General features: G+C 39.1%; 18 protein-coding genes. 12 read left to right on the top strand and 6 right to left on the bottom strand.

Features of this window, described 5'->3' with window-relative positions; genetic code table 11:
• Positions 1 to 11: 11 nt before the first annotated feature.
• The 4 genes from WBF63_RS01665 to WBF63_RS01650 all read right to left on the bottom strand — a co-directional run bounded on the left by WBF63_RS01665 (position 12) and on the right by WBF63_RS01650 (position 3,799).
• Positions 12 to 986 carry a ribonucleotide-diphosphate reductase subunit beta gene (locus WBF63_RS01665; RefSeq protein ID WP_424367954.1) on the bottom strand — a complete coding sequence of 325 codons (975 nt, stop codon included), beginning with the start codon at positions 984 to 986 and terminating at the stop codon, positions 12 to 14.
• A 396-nt stretch (positions 987 to 1,382) separates the two neighbouring features.
• The gene (gene rny / locus WBF63_RS01660; protein ID WP_424367953.1) at positions 1,383 to 2,954 is read right to left on the bottom strand and encodes a ribonuclease Y; all 1,572 of its coding nucleotides are present in this window, start codon (positions 2,952 to 2,954) and stop codon (positions 1,383 to 1,385) included.
• Between the two features lie 252 nt (positions 2,955 to 3,206).
• Positions 3,207 to 3,503 carry a cell division protein ZapA gene (locus WBF63_RS01655; RefSeq protein WP_424367952.1) on the bottom strand — a complete coding sequence of 99 codons (297 nt, stop codon included), beginning with the start codon at positions 3,501 to 3,503 and terminating at the stop codon, positions 3,207 to 3,209.
• Entirely contained in the window at positions 3,500 to 3,799 is a 300-nt protein-coding gene (locus WBF63_RS01650) for a hypothetical protein (protein ID WP_424367951.1), read from the bottom strand. Before WBF63_RS01650 ends, WBF63_RS01655 begins: the two co-directional genes overlap by 4 nt.
• Positions 3,800 to 3,943: 144 nt before the next feature.
• On the opposite strand from WBF63_RS01650, the gene WBF63_RS01645 reads away from it, so the two are divergent.
• Genes WBF63_RS01645 through WBF63_RS01630 form a run of 4 tightly spaced genes read left to right on the top strand, consistent with a single transcriptional unit; the run spans position 3,944 to position 9,109 of the window.
• A complete protein-coding gene (locus tag WBF63_RS01645) occupies positions 3,944 to 5,638 on the top strand; it encodes a M23 family metallopeptidase (protein ID WP_424367950.1) in 1,695 nt (564 codons plus the stop codon).
• Positions 5,589 to 8,027, top strand: coding sequence for a TonB-dependent receptor (locus WBF63_RS01640; RefSeq protein WP_424367949.1), 2,439 nt, complete (start codon positions 5,589 to 5,591; stop codon positions 8,025 to 8,027). The genes WBF63_RS01645 and WBF63_RS01640 overlap by 50 nt, the downstream gene beginning before the upstream one ends.
• 9 nt (positions 8,028 to 8,036) lie before the next feature.
• Positions 8,037 to 8,459: a hypothetical protein gene (locus WBF63_RS01635; RefSeq protein ID WP_424367948.1), complete on the top strand. Its 423-nt coding sequence runs from the start codon at positions 8,037 to 8,039 to the stop codon at positions 8,457 to 8,459.
• An 8-nt stretch (positions 8,460 to 8,467) separates the two neighbouring features.
• Positions 8,468 to 9,109, top strand: coding sequence for a hypothetical protein (locus WBF63_RS01630; protein ID WP_424367947.1), 642 nt, complete (start codon positions 8,468 to 8,470; stop codon positions 9,107 to 9,109).
• Between the two features lie 58 nt (positions 9,110 to 9,167).
• Here WBF63_RS01630 and WBF63_RS01625 read toward each other — a convergent pair whose 3' ends face one another.
• Positions 9,168 to 10,160, bottom strand: a complete 993-nt coding sequence (locus WBF63_RS01625) for a N(4)-(beta-N-acetylglucosaminyl)-L-asparaginase (RefSeq protein WP_424367946.1) — start codon at positions 10,158 to 10,160, stop codon at positions 9,168 to 9,170.
• 151 nt (positions 10,161 to 10,311) lie between these two features.
• Here WBF63_RS01625 and WBF63_RS01620 point away from each other — a divergent pair, with 151 nt between their 5' ends.
• The 8 genes from WBF63_RS01620 to WBF63_RS01585 all read left to right on the top strand — a co-directional run bounded on the left by WBF63_RS01620 (position 10,312) and on the right by WBF63_RS01585 (position 16,489).
• Positions 10,312 to 10,854, top strand: a complete 543-nt coding sequence (locus tag WBF63_RS01620; RefSeq protein ID WP_424367945.1) for a nucleotide exchange factor GrpE — start codon at positions 10,312 to 10,314, stop codon at positions 10,852 to 10,854.
• 105 nt (positions 10,855 to 10,959) lie between these two features.
• Entirely contained in the window at positions 10,960 to 12,081 is a 1,122-nt protein-coding gene (gene dnaJ, locus WBF63_RS01615) for a molecular chaperone DnaJ (protein ID WP_424367944.1), read from the top strand.
• A 116-nt stretch (positions 12,082 to 12,197) separates the two neighbouring features.
• The gene (locus WBF63_RS01610; protein ID WP_424367943.1) at positions 12,198 to 13,031 is read left to right on the top strand and encodes a 1,4-dihydroxy-2-naphthoyl-CoA synthase; all 834 of its coding nucleotides are present in this window, start codon (positions 12,198 to 12,200) and stop codon (positions 13,029 to 13,031) included.
• 63 nt (positions 13,032 to 13,094) lie between these two features.
• On the top strand, positions 13,095 to 13,304 hold the full coding sequence (locus WBF63_RS01605) for a DUF2683 family protein (protein ID WP_424367942.1): 210 nt from the start codon (positions 13,095 to 13,097) through the stop codon (positions 13,302 to 13,304).
• Positions 13,294 to 13,560, top strand: a complete 267-nt coding sequence (locus tag WBF63_RS01600) for a Txe/YoeB family addiction module toxin (protein WP_424367941.1) — start codon at positions 13,294 to 13,296, stop codon at positions 13,558 to 13,560. The genes WBF63_RS01605 and WBF63_RS01600 overlap by 11 nt, the downstream gene beginning before the upstream one ends.
• A 12-nt stretch (positions 13,561 to 13,572) precedes the next feature.
• Entirely contained in the window at positions 13,573 to 14,823 is a 1,251-nt protein-coding gene (locus WBF63_RS01595) for an MFS transporter (protein ID WP_424367940.1), read from the top strand.
• 63 nt (positions 14,824 to 14,886) lie between these two features.
• Positions 14,887 to 15,780 carry a 1,4-dihydroxy-2-naphthoate octaprenyltransferase gene (gene menA / locus WBF63_RS01590; protein WP_424367939.1) on the top strand — a complete coding sequence of 298 codons (894 nt, stop codon included), beginning with the start codon at positions 14,887 to 14,889 and terminating at the stop codon, positions 15,778 to 15,780.
• 28 nt (positions 15,781 to 15,808) lie between these two features.
• Positions 15,809 to 16,489, top strand: coding sequence for a metal-dependent hydrolase (locus WBF63_RS01585; protein ID WP_424367938.1), 681 nt, complete (start codon positions 15,809 to 15,811; stop codon positions 16,487 to 16,489).
• A gap of 117 nt (positions 16,490 to 16,606) precedes the next feature.
• Here the strand turns inward: WBF63_RS01585 and WBF63_RS01580 are convergent.
• On the bottom strand, positions 16,607 to 16,763 hold a 157-nt coding region (locus WBF63_RS01580; protein ID WP_424368056.1), incomplete at its 5' end, for a T9SS type A sorting domain-containing protein.

Below are 16,763 nucleotides of genomic sequence, written 5' to 3'. Positions count from 1 at the left end.
TAGTAAATTAATTAGAATAAATCGTTTGCCGTAATGGGCTTGTCGTGTTTGGTGTAGTCTGTAGGACGTTTTGCAAAGAAATCGTCCATACTATTGGCAAAAACTTCTTCTTCAAACCAAGCCATCGGTTTGAAATATTCGTCGGTAACGTCATAAATCGTTTTCAATCCGATTTTTTTCATGCTGTCATCCACTCTGAATTTCATAAAATTCAACAAGTCCTTTTTGTTTACCGTTTCAATTTCGCCTTCACTGAAAATCCAATCCAGTATTTTTCCTTCGATTTCAATTGAATGTTCAACGGTTTCACGAATGTACTGAGTGGTTTCTTCGTCAAAGAAATCAGGGAATTCTTCACGGATTTTGTTTACGATATAAATTCCGGCGTTTGCGTGAATTTGTTCGTCAATTGAGGTCCAGGCAATGATGTTGCTCACATTTTTCATGTATCCTTTGAATTTTGTAAAGGACAAAATGATGGCAAACTGACTGAACAAGGATACGTTTTCGATTAAAATTGAGAACAAAATCAGAGATACCACATATTTCTTACGATCCTGCGAACGGGCATCTTTCAAAGCTGCCGACAGATAATCAATTCGCTCACGGACAACCGGTACATCCAATAATTTTTCAAACTCGTCATTATAACCCAGAACCTCAAGAAGCCTTGAATAGGCTTCTGAATGACGGAACTCACATTCGGCAAATGTAGCGCCCAGTCCGTTGAATTCCGGTTTAGGAAAATGTTCATAGATATCTCCCCAAAAGGTTTTAACCGCAACTTCGATTTGTGCAATAGCAAGCAAACTGTTTTTGATAGCAGTCCTTTCCGCAGCATTCAAGTGGGAATGAAAATCCTGGGTATCGGCTGTAAAGTCAACTTCACTATGAACCCAAAAAGATTTATTGATCGCATCTGTAAACTGAAAAATGCCGGGATATTCAAACGGCTTGTAATTGATTCTTCTGTCAAATATAGACATAAGGCAAACAAATTTTAGTGTTAATTAAACCTACTCTCTTTTCCAAATCGCCTTCAAAATTGAAGTGTCGAATTTATAGATTCAGTTATCAAAAACTGAATCACTTCACATTCAAAACCTTAACTAATTTTGCTTAGGGCACTTTGGTATTTTCAAAATTATAATTTACAAATTATGAAACCACAGGGTTTAGCGAAAAGTAATTAAAAGGTTATCAACATGGAATTAAGTAAATGATAATCAAGCTATTAACGCGAGAGGTTTTTATTGAAATTTTGACCAAAAATCGGCTAAAACTTTTTACAGCAAAGCGTTACAAGCTGACTTTCGTCATGCAAAATCCCGGACACTTCGAGTACCTCAGTGTCCGGGATTTTGTGAATAAGTTTCTCTTATTTATCTGGCTACATTTACTGCTCTTGTTTCGCGAATTACGGTAACGCGAACTTGCCCCGGATAAGTTAATTCGTTTTGAATTTTATCGGTAATAAGGAATGAAAGTTCCGAAGCTTTTGCATCATCAACTTTATCACTTTCAACCATCACACGTAATTCACGTCCCGCCTGAATGGCAAAAGCTTTTTCTACTCCGTCAAAACTCAAAGCGGTTGTCTCCAAATCTTTCAAACGCTGAATATAAGATTCCACAACCTGCCTTCTGGCACCTGGTCTGGCACCACTGATGGCATCTGCAACCTGAACGATGGGTGAAATCAAAGAAGTCATTTCAATCTCATCGTGGTGCGCTCCAATTGCATTGATAACATCCGGGTGCTCACCATATTTCTCAGCCCATTGCATCCCCAGAATCGCGTGAGGCAATTCTGATTCCTGATCCGGAACTTTCCCTATGTCGTGCAACAACCCCGCACGTTTGGCGAGTTTGGGATTTAGCCCAAGTTCAGCTGCTAAAGTTCCCGCCAGATGCGCCACTTCACGTGAGTGCTGCAAAAGGTTTTGTCCGTAAGAAGAACGGTACTTCATTCGCCCGACAATTTTTACCAAATCTTTGTGCAATCCGTGGATTCCTAAATCCAATATTGTTTTCTTACCTACTTCGAGTATTTCATCTTCAATCTGTTTGGTCGTTTTGGCTACCACTTCTTCGATTCTCGCCGGATGAATTCGTCCGTCGGTTACCAATCTGTGCAACGACAATCTCGCGATTTCACGACGAACCGGATCAAAGCATGAAAGAATAATAGCTTCCGGCGTATCATCCACAATAACCTCAACGCCCGTTGCTGCCTCAATGGCACGAATGTTACGCCCTTCACGGCCTATGATTCTTCCTTTTACCTCATCTGACTCAATATTGAAAACAGAAACCGCATTTTCCACTGCTTGTTCTGTACCAATTCTCTGAATCGATTGAATGATGATTTTACGTGCTTCGTTTTTGGCGTTAAGCTCTGCCTCGGTCATTATTTCCTGAATGTGGGACTGCGCTTTGCTTCTTGCTTCATCTTTCAGCGTTTCCATAAGTTCTGCCTTGGCTTCATCTGCGGTATAATTTGCCACCTTTTCCAAAACCTCAACTTGTTTTTTATGCATTGCATCCACTTCCTTTTGCCTCAGATTGAGCTTATCCTGACGTGACTGAAGGTTACTGGATTCATTTTTCAATAAATCTCTTTGTCGTTGTAATTCAGAAAGATCCAATTTTAACTTTTCTTCTCTTTCTTTAAGTCTGGATTCAGACTCTGTAAATTTTCTTTCTCTTTGGTTGATTGCTTCTTCGTGAGCAGATTTCAGTTCAAGGAATTTTTCTTTGGCTTGAAAGATTTTTTCTTTCTTGATAGCTTCCCCTTCTTTTTCCGCGTCACTTACTAGTTCATCGGCTTTTCGTTTGGCATTGTCCACCAAAATCTGGTTTTCCTTGTCAACAGATTTTTTAGCCAGAAAATAACTTATCACCGCTCCTATAGCGAGCCCCGCAATTCCAACAATTATAGTCGTAGTATCCATTTTATATCAATTTTAGGTCATAAAAAATCCCACATTAGTTAAAGTAAGTTTTGAGTAAACTCCTGAAAAACAGGATTTGGGCTATTTCGCCAGTCAATAATCCGCTGTCAAATAAATTTGAACAACTTGCGTTGTTGCGGCCCGCTTTCCGGACAACTTTCACCCGGTAACAAAACTAGTGTTGAGTTTACCAAAATGTTAGAACTAATGTGGGATAATATTTTTACTGCATTTAAGCAGCTGAACGTCTTTCTATTGTATTTTATCCAATTCTTTATCTATGAATTCTGTTAATTGAGCCAGCTTATCATTCATCTCAGCATCGTTTCCTGAGCCGGCTTGTTTCATCAAATTATACTTGGAAGCCATTTGCAGAGCTACCATTGAGATAGCGTCCTGTTTGTCGGTAACCGCATAGCGTTCCTCAAATTCCTGAATCAGCTTATTAATTTCTTTTCCGGCATTTCGCACCGCTTCTTCCTCATCTGCATTGATTGATAAAGGATACTGTCTTCCTGCTATGTTTATTTTCACCTTCAGCGTACTCATCCTTTTTCGTTTTTAACCTGAGCAATACAAACATCCAGTTCTTTTATAAGTTTGTTTACCCTGAGTTTCATCAATCTTCTGTGTTCATCATCTCCCAGCATCGCATTTGCTACTTTTAACCTATCATTATCATCTTTTAATTTTAATGCTTCTGAACGTGATAATTTCAGGTTTTCTTTCAATGCTCCTACTTCTTCTTCCAGCGACTCCTTTTCTTTTTTAATATCTTTATAAGCACCTACCAGTTGATAGAGCTTTTGTTCAAGTTTTATGAAATTTGATTCATTTTGATTCATTTGATAAGAGAACTTTGTCCTAACTTATTTAACGCAAAGGTAACTTTTTTTACATTAGTTTAAAAGTGAATTGGACTTTAATTTCAGCTTCTCTCCAAATTTACTTTACTTTAAATTTATATTTTTGTCCAAAATTTAATCTGAATGAAGAAGTTAAATGCTCTGTTGTGTGGTTTAATTTTTTTTAGTGCCTGCGCCCAAGACCTGCCTAAACAAAACACTCCCAAAGTCGAATATCCAAAAGGTGAATTTCGCAATCCGCTCGGAATCACAAATTATCTTTCGGGGAATTTTGCCGAACTCCGTAACAATCATTTCCATAGCGGAATCGACATCAAAACCAACCAAAAAGAAGGCTATAATATTTACGCTGTAGGCGAAGGATACATTTCCCGGATCAATGTTTCACCACGCGGATACGGAAATGCACTTTACATTGACCATCCAAACGGTTATACCACCGTTTATGCCCATTTGCAGAAATTTAATTCGGAAATCGAAGCTTACGTAAGGGATTATCAGTACAAAAATGAAACTTTTGCTGTGGAAATTTATCCCAAAAAAAATGAACTAAAAGTTTCAAAAGACGACATCATTGCGCTTTCCGGTAATTCCGGTGGATCTGGTGGCCCGCACCTTCATTTTGAAATTCGTGATACCAAAACCGAAGAACCGCTTAATCCTTTTTTGTTTGGATTTGACATTCCCGACACCAGCGCACCGATGATCAACGGCACTTATATTTATCCGATTAATGGAAATGTGAACGGCAAAACTTCTCGTCAGGTTGTTTCTTCCGGAACCACAGTTTCCGCTTCAGGAAAGGTCGGACTGGGAATCAAAGCCTACGACAAACACAACGGAGCTGAAAACATGAACGGAATTTTTCAAATCAATGTTTTCGTCGATGAACAACCCTATTATACTTATACCGCCGAAAGACTGAATTTTGACTGGACCCGCGCCATTAATTGTCTTGTGGATTATGAAGACCGGGTAAAAAACAACAGTTGGGTTTATCAGTTATTCCGAAAAGACGGTGACCCGATTCAGATGTATTCCAATGTTCAGAATAACGGCATCATCAATCTGGAAGAAGGAAAAACCTATGACATCCGAATTGAAGTTCGGGATTATGCGGGCAATAAAAGAGAATCCAAATTCAAAATTGCGGGAAAAACTCCTCCGGCCGAAAAACCGGTCGATGAAAACGCGATCCTATTTAATTGGGACAAAGAAAATTATTTTAAAGCAGAAGGAATTGAAATCTCAATGCCCAAAGGCGTGATTTATGAAGATTTGAATTTCAAGTACAGAAAATCTGACAACGGCAAACATTGGGTTCACGACTGGAATATTCCGGTTCATAAATATTATACAATTGCCCTCGAACCGGTGGGTGTTCCTACGGCTCAGCTCGACAAAGCGATTATCATCCGCGAATACCAATACCGTGGCGCCTGGAGAAAAGAATTTATCACTGCCGAATACCGAAACGGAAAAGTGATAGGCGAAACCAGAGATTTCGGTGTTTTTTCTGTAGGGATTGACAATACGAAACCTTCAATAAATCCCGTTAATATCAAAGAAAATAGTACATTTACAGGCTCCAAAGGAGTAATCCGTTTTACCATAAGCGACTCGGAGTCAGGAATTGAAGACTTTGCGGCTTATGTGAACGGAAAATGGATTCTGACAAATTATGACCAGAAAACAAAATCTCTGACCATTGATTTAAACAAAGAAGGAATCGCCAACGGAAAACATCAATTAGAATTAAAAGTTTGGGATGAAAAAAACAACACTGCAACCTACACCGTCAATTTCAATAAGAATTAATTTTCTTGTAATTTTCTTATTAATTGCCGGGTTTACCTATGCCCAACAGGCTACTTTCAAAGGAAAAGTTTTTGACGAATATCAACTTCCGCTGATGGATGTTTCGGTTTCTGACGGAACACAAACCGTTTATACAGATGGCGATGGAAATTTCTCCATCGAAATTACAGCCGGAACCAATGTTTCCATTCAATTTGAACAGGAAGGCAAATCAACCTTTACCGAAACCGTTAATATTTCGGAAGGCGAAACCTTGGAAAAATACATCATTCTCGCTACAAGTGTTCAACTAGAAGGCGCCGTGATTTTCCAGCGAGTGACCGAAAAGCCATTGAACAGTATTTCGCTTGATCCGGCGGCAATGGAAACTTCCATCGGGATGACAGGTGGTGTTGCAGAGATGTTGGGAAGCTTACCTTCGGTAAGTATCGGATCGGAATTGACTTCTCAATACCGCGTTCGGGGTGGAAACTTTGACGAAAACTTGATTTATGTAAACGGAATCGAAATCTACAAACCTCAACTCATTCGTTCGGGCGAACAAGAAGGTTTGGGATTTGTAAATCCGGCTATGACCGATGCCGTGAATTTCTCAGCCGGAGGTTGGGAAGCCAAATACGGCGATAAAATGTCGAGCGTTCTGGACATTATTTACAAACGTCCGAAAGAATTCGAAGCGACTTTGGAAGCGAGTTTAATGGGCGGAAGCCTGACTTTGGGAACCGGCTCGAAAGACCGTAAATTCTCAGGAATTGTAGGCGCACGTTATCAAAATAGAAATTTAGTACTCAATACATTGGACGGAGAAAGTGATTTCAATCCGGTTTATTATGATGTTCAGGCGAATTTGAATTATAAATTTAATTCGAAATGGGAAGTTTCCTTTTTGGGAGCGATGACCGAAAGTAAATTTGAACTTGTACCGAAAAATCGTGATACCAAATTCGGAACTTTGGATACTCCGATGAGCCTTACCGTTTTCTATGACGGAAACGAAGAAGACCGTTTTGCAACCGAATCGGCTTCACTTACCTTACGTCATACACCGAATTCCAAACTGGATTTGATTGTGGACGCTTTTGCTTTTCATTCCAAAGAGCGTGAATATTTTGACATTCACGGCGCTTATTTGTTGAACGAATTGGACGGCGAAGGAAATGTAATGACCACTTATGACATCGGGAGTCAAATTGATCACGCACGAAACAATTTTGATGCTTTGGTCATCGGTGCGCAACATCGAGGGCGATATAAATTGGACGTTAATACGGACATAGAATGGGGCGTGAAATACCAACGCGAGGACATTCGGGATTTATTGAGCGAATGGCAATACCTGGATTCTACGGGATATTCCATCCCCAATAATTATTATCCCGGAGTTTTAGATGAATCAGATTTGATGCTCAACTATCAAGTTAACGCCAGAAATGAATTGGCCTCCAATCGTTTTTCGGGTTATGCGCAATACACCAAAAAGTTTTTCTGGGGCGGCTCAAAAGTTCTCGTAAACGGTGGCGTTCGGGCGACGTATTGGGATTTCAATGAAGAATTCAATATTTCACCCAGAGCCCAGATCGCGGTTAAACCGGATTGGGATTCAGAAATGACCTTCAGATTCAACACCGGACTTTATTATCAACCGCCTTTCTATCGTGAGGTACGAAGACTGGACGGTTCTTTGAACAACGAAGTAAAAGCCCAGCAATCCATTCATTTTATATTGGGACATGATTACGAATTCAAAATGTGGAACAGTCCGTTTAAACTGACCACAGAAGCTTATTATAAAATGTTCAACGATCTGAATCCTTATTTTGTGGACAATGTTCGCATCCGTTACACGGCTGACAACAATGCCAAAGGTTATGGCTACGGAGTCGATATGCGCCTGTTCGGCGAATTTGTTCCCGGCGTGGATTCCTGGTTGAGTTTGTCCTATGCGAGAGCGTTTCAAAACATAGACGACCGAGGAAACATTCCATTGCCAACCGATCCGCGATTCAAAGCTTCGATTTTCTTCCAGGATTATATGCCGATTTTACCTTCATTCAAGGTCAATGTAAATCTGGTGTACGCTTCGGGATTGCCAAACGGAGCACCGCCTTTGACCGATCCTTATGATTATCAAAATTATCTGACGGATTACAAACGTGTGGACATTGGCTTCATCAAAGAATTCATCAATCAAAACGAATTGAAAGCAAGCGGAGATTTCTGGAGAAATTTCAAAGAATTGTCCTTGGGTATAGATTTGTTCAATATTTTTGACATCCGAAACGAAATCTCCAATACTTGGGTGCGCGACGTAAACAGCTCGATGATTTATGGCGTTCCCAACCGATTGACCGGAAGGTTTATCAATGCAAAGATTCGTATGAAATTTTAATTTAATCCAATGAATTTTAAGTATTCTATTTGTTTCCCGGATCAAAAAGAAATTCAATATTTCAATGAACCCATTACCCGGAAAGAGGTTTTGGAGATTGCTAAAAATTATCCTTGGTTAGAGCAAATTCATCAGGCAGATGCGATGGATCAGAACAAAGTTCATTACAGTCCATCCATTGATTTTACAAATTTACAAGATAAAAGAAGTTTTTGTTTGACAGCGGATTTGGATGATAATAAAAATCTTAGCTTCTCGCTTTGGTACAATCGTCCAAAAAAAGTAAAAGTTCTTTTCGGTTTGTTTGGAGAAAAAGAAACAATGATTGTTGATGATGTTTGGAATTATAATTTTAATCAGGCTATTCAATTTCTTGAGCATTTTGTTAATCAGAATTATCAAATAATTGAAGAATTATATTCACATAGATAAATTTCAATTTGAATAGAGCTTTTAGCATATTAGTATTTATATCTTTTTGTTTTCTAAATTCTTTCTGCAAAAAAGAAAAAGCAGATTCGGATTCCAATGCCGATATTTCTCATCCAAAATTTGAATATTATTTCCCGGTTCAAACCGATAGCTTGGATAATAAATACGACCAAGAAGGAAAACTACATCCTTTAGTTAATGATTGGTATTCATCTCATCTGAAAAGTTTGGAAGAACCTATCCTTTATAACAAAAAAGATTCGAGTTATATTATTCGTTATACAAACTTAGGCACTTGGGACAGACCATTTTGTTATAGAATTCAAAAATTCAATTCAGGAATATCAATCACTCATAAAGAAACAAATAGGCAAGGAGGTTATGAACCAGGAAAGAAAACTCTCGACAGTACTATTTTTCTCAATTTTGAAAAATTCCAAAAATTAGAGAGACAAATTAATGATTTTGATTTTTGGAGAAAGCCCTCTTTTAATGAGAGAGGATTTGACGGAGCTGAATGGATTTTGGAAATATACAAAAACGGAAAATATAAATTTATCACTCGTTGGTCACCCAGACGAGAGAACGAAGCAGAATTTATAGATATTTGTGCTATGATTGAAGAAATTTATAATGAAAAATCCCATTAATTATTTCTCTCAAATTCTCAATTCAACATTTAAAATAATCATTCAAAATAATCCCAGCTCATTTTCCGTCCAAATAAAACCCCGGCTTGATGTTTTCATTTTTCCCGTTTTGGTAAAGCTGATAACTAAATCCTTTGTGGATCGAATAAGCCCCAATTTCCCCTTTTTTATTGACAGCAATATAACCCACCTGAAAATCCTGTCTGTTCGGTTGTTTTTTCATAATTCGATTCACCGCTTCCTCACAAGCTTGCTGTGGACTTCTTCCTTGTCGCATCAGTTCCACAATCAGAAAAGAACCTACGGTTTTCAATACTTCTTCACCCAAACCCGTTGCCGTAGCGGCTCCTACTTCATTGTCCACAAAAAGTCCTGAACCAATAATCGGCGAATCTCCAACCCGACCGTGCATTTTATAAGCAAGCCCGCTCGTGGTACATCCGCCGGAAAGATTTCCATCCTTGTCCATGGCGAGCATCCCGATGGTGTCATGATTTTCAATATTGATAATCGGTTTGTATTCCGATTTGATTTTCCATTCTTCCCAATCTTTTTTGGCAGAATCTGTCAATAAATTCATGCGTTTAAATCCTTGGGAAACCGCAAATTCTTCTGCGCCTTTTCCGGCCAACAACACATGCGGTGTTTCTTCCATCACTTTTCTCGCCACCGAAATCGCATGGACAATATTCTGCATAAAAACCACCGAACCGTAATTCCCTTTATCATCCATCAAACAAGCATCCAGCGTGACATGACCATCGCGGTCGGGCCGACCACCGTATCCCACCGAATTATTGGCCAGATCTTCCTCTTCGGCATTGCAACCCTTTTCCACCGCATCCAATGCAGAACCGCCGTTTTCCAAAGTTTCCCAGGCTTTTTTTGTGGCATTGGGAACATGCCAAGTGGCAATCACAAGCGGATAATTATCGGGATTCATATCCATGTTTTGATTATCAGGTTTTAAGTCATTGGCAAGAGCGGTTGCTCCCACCGAAAGGCCTAAACCTGAAAGAGCAGTATTTTGTAAAAACTTTCTGCGGTTCATATTTTCTTTTTAATCATTGAGAATTACATTAAAAGTAAAATTTAAAATTCATCCTTCAAAATTTTTAATGTTTTCACATTCTGCCAAACTGTCACAATCACATCCGTTGGCAATGTTTTTGACTATTCAAACTGAAAAAAAATTCAATCGAATGTCAGAGCAAAATATAAATGAAGAATTGAATCAGGAAGTCGCTGATAATCAGAATGAGACTGAAATTCAGGAAGAAAATTTAACCGAAAAATCGGAAGTTGAAATTCTCAAAGAAGAATTACAAAAAGAAAAAGACCAGTTTTTACGACTTTTTGCAGAGTTTGACAATTACAAAAAAAGAACGACAAAGGAACGTTTTGACATATTCAAAACTGCTAATTCAGAAACAATTACGGCACTTTTGCCGGTCCTTGACGATTTCGAAAGAGGAATCAAACAAATTGAACTGGCAGAGGACAATGAACTTTTAAAAGGTGTTTTGTTGATTCAGAACAAACTGATTGAAATCCTCAGAGGAAAAGGATTGAAAGCCATGGAAATAAATCAGGGAGATGAATTTAACACCGACCAGATGGAAGCCATCACTCAGATTCCGGCTCCTTCAGAAGATTTGAAAGGGAAAGTGGTGGATGTGGTGGAAACAGGTTATACGCTGAACGAAAAAGTTATCCGATATGCCAAAGTGGTTACCGGGCAATAATTTAGAATGCGTAAAATGTATAATGTAAAAAGTAGATTGAATTCAAAGAATTAAAGAAATCATGTACACTATACTTTATACAATTATACTTTATACATAAGAAATATGGCAAAAAGAGATTATTACGAAATATTGGAAGTTTCCAAATCAGCTACTGCAGAGGAAATCAAAAAAGCTTACCGCAAACAGGCCATAAAATATCACCCTGACAAAAATCCGGGCGATAAAGAAGCCGAAGAAAAGTTTAAAGAAGCGGCCGAAGCTTATGAGGTTTTGAGTGATCCACAGAAAAAAGCTCGCTATGACCAATACGGTCACGCAGGCGTAGGCGGTGCCGGCGGATTTGGCGGTGGTGGTGGAATGAATATGGAAGATATTTTCTCTCATTTCGGCGATATTTTTGGAGGTGGATTCGGAGGTGGATTTGGAAGTGGATTCGGTCAGCAACGCGGTCCGCGTAGAATGAAAGGTTCTGATTTGCGCATTCGCGTAAAGCTGAATCTGGAAGAAATGATGAACGGAACAACCAAAAAAGTCAAAGTCAAACGTTTTAAACAAGCGCAAGGCGTTACATTCAAAACCTGTCCGACTTGTGGCGGATCGGGGTATCAGACCAAAGTTACCAATACTTTTCTTGGCCAAATGCAGACTACTGTACCTTGTGGAAGCTGTTCGGGAATTGGTAAAATTGCGGATCATATTCCTCCGGGAGCCAATAATCAGGGATTGAATAAAGTAGAAGAAACGGTTGAAATTCAGATTCCGGCAGGAGTCCGTGAAGGAATTCAGTTACAAGTCGCGGGCAAAGGAAATGATGCGCCTTTTGACGGAGTTCCGGGGGATTTGCTGGTTGTCATTGACGAAGAAGCACACAGCGAATTAAAACGTGACGGCAATAATCTTCACTATGATTTATACATCTCCATTCCTGAAGCCATTTTGGGAACTTCAAAGGAAATTCCGGCGGTAAATAACAAAGTCCGTATTAAAATTGACAAAGGAACCCAATCTGGAAAAGTTTTACGACTGAAAGGCCAGGGACTTCCAAGCCTCAACGGATATGGAAACGGAGATTTGTTTGTTCATATCAACGTTTGGACACCTGATAAATTATCAAAAGAACAGGAAGCTTATTTCGAAAAAATGAAAGATGACGAGAATTTTTCTCCACATCCGGGCAAAAATGAAAAGTCCTTTTTTGACCGCGTGAAGGAAATGTTTAACTAATGCTTTCCTACCTTTCAAAGACAGAGAAAAATTAAGATATATGATAACCCTGAAGTTTTTCGGGGTTTTCTGTTTCTATCAATTATCATTGGCTATTTTTACAAAAATTTCAGAAAATGGAGAAAATCAATTGGCAAACAATAAAAGAATACGAGGATATAACCTTTAAAAAATCAGAAGGCGTTGCAAGAATTGCTTTCAATCGTCCCGAAGTTCGAAACGCATTTCGTCCGAAAACCGTTTTTGAACTGCTCGATGCGTTTACCATCGCAGAAGAAGACCGAGAGGTCGGTGTGATTTTACTGACCGGCGAAGGACCTTCTCCCAAAGACGGCGGATGGGCATTTTGTTCCGGTGGCGATCAAAGAGTGCGCGGAAAAAAAGGTTACGAAGGAAGCGATAAAGTCGGAAGACTCAACATTTTGGAAGTTCAGCGACTGATTCGTTTTTCAACAAAAGTGGTCATTGCCGTGGTCAATGGCTGGGCTGTAGGTGGCGGACATTCACTTCATGTGGTTTGCGATATGACGATTGCGTCCAAAGAACATGCGATTTTTAAACAAACCGATGCCGATGTGGCGAGTTTTGACGGCGGATTTGGATCGGCTTATCTGGCAAGACAAGTCGGACAAAAACGGGCAAGAGAAATTTTCTTTTTAGGAGCAAATTATTCGGCACAAGAAGCTTTTGAAATGGGAATGGTAAACAAAGTTGTGCCACATGAGGAATTGGAACAAGTGGCTTTTGATTGGGCACAGGAAATTTTGACCAAATCACCAACGGCCATCAAAATGTTGAAGTTTGCTTTTAATTTAATTGACGATGGATTAGTCGGACAACAAGTTTTTGCAGGCGAAGCAACAAGACTTGCCTACGGAACCGATGAAGCCGAAGAAGGAAGAAATGCATTTCTGGAAAAGAGAAAACGGAATTTTGATAAGTTTCGGTAGAATTTGATGTTTTAATATTTCTGATAAATATATTTAGTTAATTCAAATCCTTAAATTTGTGCTATGGAATCCATTATCATTCATCCGAAAAGCAAAAAACAAAGGGAAGCGCTTCAAAACTTTTTAGAAGCCTTTAATATTCCTTTTGAACCCAGTCCTTACAATCCTGAATTTGTGGCTAAGATTAAAGAATCTGAGCAGCAAATCAAAGATGGAAAAAGCACAAAAATTAAAACAAAAGAAGAATTAAAAGCTTTTTTAAATGCTTTATGAGCTAGAATTTTCGGAACGGGCTAAAAGAGATTTGCTTGAATTGAAAAAAAGCGATATTTCTTCTTATAAAAAAGTTGCAAAATTACTCGAAGAATTACAGGAACATCCTACCACAGGAACAGGAAAGCCCGAACAATTAAAGCATGAGCTCAGTGGAAAATGGTCTCGGAGAATCAACAAAAAAGATCGTTTGGTTTATCAGATTGATGAAGAACCCAAAACAGTCCATATTCTTTCCGCTTTAGGGCATTACTAAAGTTCAATCAAAATGCAGGAAAACCCAGAAATTCCATCGGTTTGGAAAAACAAGGAATTCGTCGCCTTTATTTTTCTCAGATTTTCATTGATTTTCGCTTTGTTCATTCAAAGTACTTCTGTGGCTTTTGAAATCTTCCGAATTACCCAAAAAGAAATATATCTGGGGTTAATCGGATTATTTGAATTCGCCCCGATTTTGTTCACCGCTTTTTATGCCGGACAGCTCGTGGATCGACTCGACAAACGAAAGGTTATCGTTCGGACAATCGGATCTTTCATGCTGGCCTCTTTCGTTCTGATGATTGTCAATTTTCCCGGCATTCAGGAAAAAATTGGAACCACCATTTATCTGGCACTTTGTTATTTCGCCTTTTTCATTTTGGGACTTACAAGAGCTTTCAGTGGACCGGCAGTTTTCTCGCTTTTGGCACAAGTCGTGCGAAAAGAAAACTACGAAAAGGCAATCCCGCTGAGCTCATCGGCTTTTATGATTGGTTCCGTATTAGGTCCGCTTGCGGGTGGTTTGATTTTGGCTGCTTTTGGAATCGAAGCCGCTGTAGGAACTGCTTTCGCTTTGATGTGTGTTTCCATGATTATGATATTGAGAATTTCGCCCAAACCTGTTCCCGAAGAAGATTTGGGAACCGGCGAAACTTCCATGCAAAGGATCAAGGAAGGATTTAAATTCATTCTGGCAACGCCTATTATTCTTGCCGTTTTGACACTCGATATGTTTGCGGTTTTCTTTGGCGGAGCCGAATCGCTGTTGCCAGCCGTGGTGGAAAAAGTTCTGAATGCGGGTTCCATCGAATTTGGATGGCTGCGTTCGGCTCACGGAATCGGATCGCTCGTGATGCTCTTTTTCCTTTCTTCTCTTCCACTTCTGAAAAGCCGGGTCGGGTTCAAATTACTTGGAAGCGTAGCTATGTTTGGAGTTTGCATCATCATATTCGGACTTTCAAAAAATATTTATCTTTCCTTTGGTATATTGATGATTGGTGGCGCTTTTGATGCAGTTTCCATGGTCATTCGCCAAAGTATTTTACAATTCAAAACACCTGAACATCTCAAAGGAAGAGTTTCTTCGGTGAACAGTATTTTCGTGAGCAGTTCCAACGAGTTGGGTGCTTTCGAAAGTGGTGTAGCAGCGAGTTTATTGGGACTTGTTCCCGCGATTTTATTTGGGGGAACCATGACGATTATTACGGTAATTGTGATTGCCATTTCGATTAAAGCCATCCGTCGGGTTAAATTGGAATAAAATTTAGTTCTAAAAGGGTTTGAAACCCTATTAGGGCTAAGGAAATATGTATCTTTGTAACTTATGAAAAAATGGATTGCAGCCGCACGACTTCGGACTTTACCCTTGTCCATCAGCGGGATTATTCTGGGATCGCTGATTGCTTTATCGGAAGGGCATTGGAACTGGGGGATCTTCATTCTTGCATTTCTGACGACTTTGTTTTTACAGGTTTTATCGAATTATGCCAATGATTATGGCGATGGAATTCGGGGAACGGATGCAGAAAGAATCGGAGAAAAACGAGCGGTGGCTTCGGGGGAAATTTCGGCGAAGCAAATGAAAAACGCGGTTGTGATTTTCAGTATTTTATCGGCAGTCACTGCTTTTCTCTTGATATTCATTTCGTTTCGGGAGAATTTCGGGTGGGCACTGCTTTTTATTTTTCTGACTTTTGCCTGTGTTTGGGCTGCGATTCGATATACCGTGGGTAAAAGCGCATACGGCTATGCCGGAATGGGTGATATTTTTGTGTTTATTTTCTTCGGAATCATTTCAGTATGGGGAACTTATACTTTGTATCAACATCAAACCATTGAAATCTCTATCTTTTTACCTGCCGCAGCCATCGGCTTTTTGAGTACAGCTGTCTTAAATTTGAACAATATGCGGGATATTGAAACCGATCGCAAAGCCGGAAAACTCACTTTGCCGCTTCGAATGGGTTTTGAAACAGCAAAAATTTATCAAACAGTCTTACTTATTTTACCTTTTATTTTAGGTAGTATTTATTTATTCGAAATTGATAAAACCCAATGGTTCCGATTTCTGTTTTTGATTTTATTGATTCCGGACATTCTTTTGGTCAAAACGATTTTCAATACTTCCGAACCTCGCTTACTTGACAAAGAATTAAAGAAAGTAGCTTTGTTGACGCTGGCTTTTTCATTAATTTTAGGATTTGGTTTGATTTTTTAAGAATTAGAATTAATTAAAAATTTGAAAAATGAAAGTTACTTATTTAGGACATGCCAGTCTGGGAATTGAAGCAAACGGAAAACATATAATTGTAGATCCTTTTATTTCGGCTAATGAATTAGCGAAGCATATAAATATTGACACCTTAAAAGCAGATTATATTTTATTGACCCATGCGCATCAGGATCATGTTTTGGATGTGGAAGCCATTGCCTGGCGAACTGGTGCAAAAATCATCTGCAATGCGGAAATGTCTTATTATTACGGCAACAAAGGCCTCAATGTGGTAGGAATGAATACGGGCGGAAAGGCCGAATTTGACGGAATTTTGATTAAATCCACGATTGCTTTTCATTCGAGCTCGTTTTCTGACGGCACTTATGGCGGAAACCCGAACGGATATGTTTTGGAAGCAAACGAAAAGCGAATTTACATTGCAGGCGATACTTCTCTGACTTATGAGATGAAATTGATCCCGGAAACCATTGGAAAACTTGATTTGGCTGTTTTCCCGGTTGGTGATCATTTCACGATGGGGTTTGAAGATGCTTGCCTTGCAAGTGATTTTGTACAGTGTGATAAAGTTTTGGGTTATCATTTTGATACTTTTCCACCGATTAAAATCGATCATGAAAATGCGAAATCTTTTTTCTCATCAAAAGGAAAAGAATTGATTTTACTGGAAATCGGAAAATCAATGGAAGTTTAATTTGAACAGTTTTTATAAAGCCAAGTCCCGAATATAAATTCGGGACTTTTTTATTTTAGTTAAACTCATAAAAAAAGCCCCGAAAATCCGGGGCTTAGTATTTAATAATTCAGTGAATTACTTTTTAACAATTTTAAAGGTTTCAATTTGACCTCCTTCTAATGTCACGCGGAATACATAAGTTCCAGGCGTCAAAGAATTAACATCAATCTGACCATTCGATACTTTTGCATCTTTGATCACTTGCTGACCTGCAAGATTGAATGCCGATACT

This window comes from Moheibacter sp., assembly GCF_049672845.1.
GTDB lineage: Bacteria > Bacteroidota > Bacteroidia > Flavobacteriales > Weeksellaceae > Moheibacter.
The sequence above is the reverse complement of the archived record's forward strand: the minus strand, read 5'-3'. Positions and strand labels throughout refer to the sequence as shown.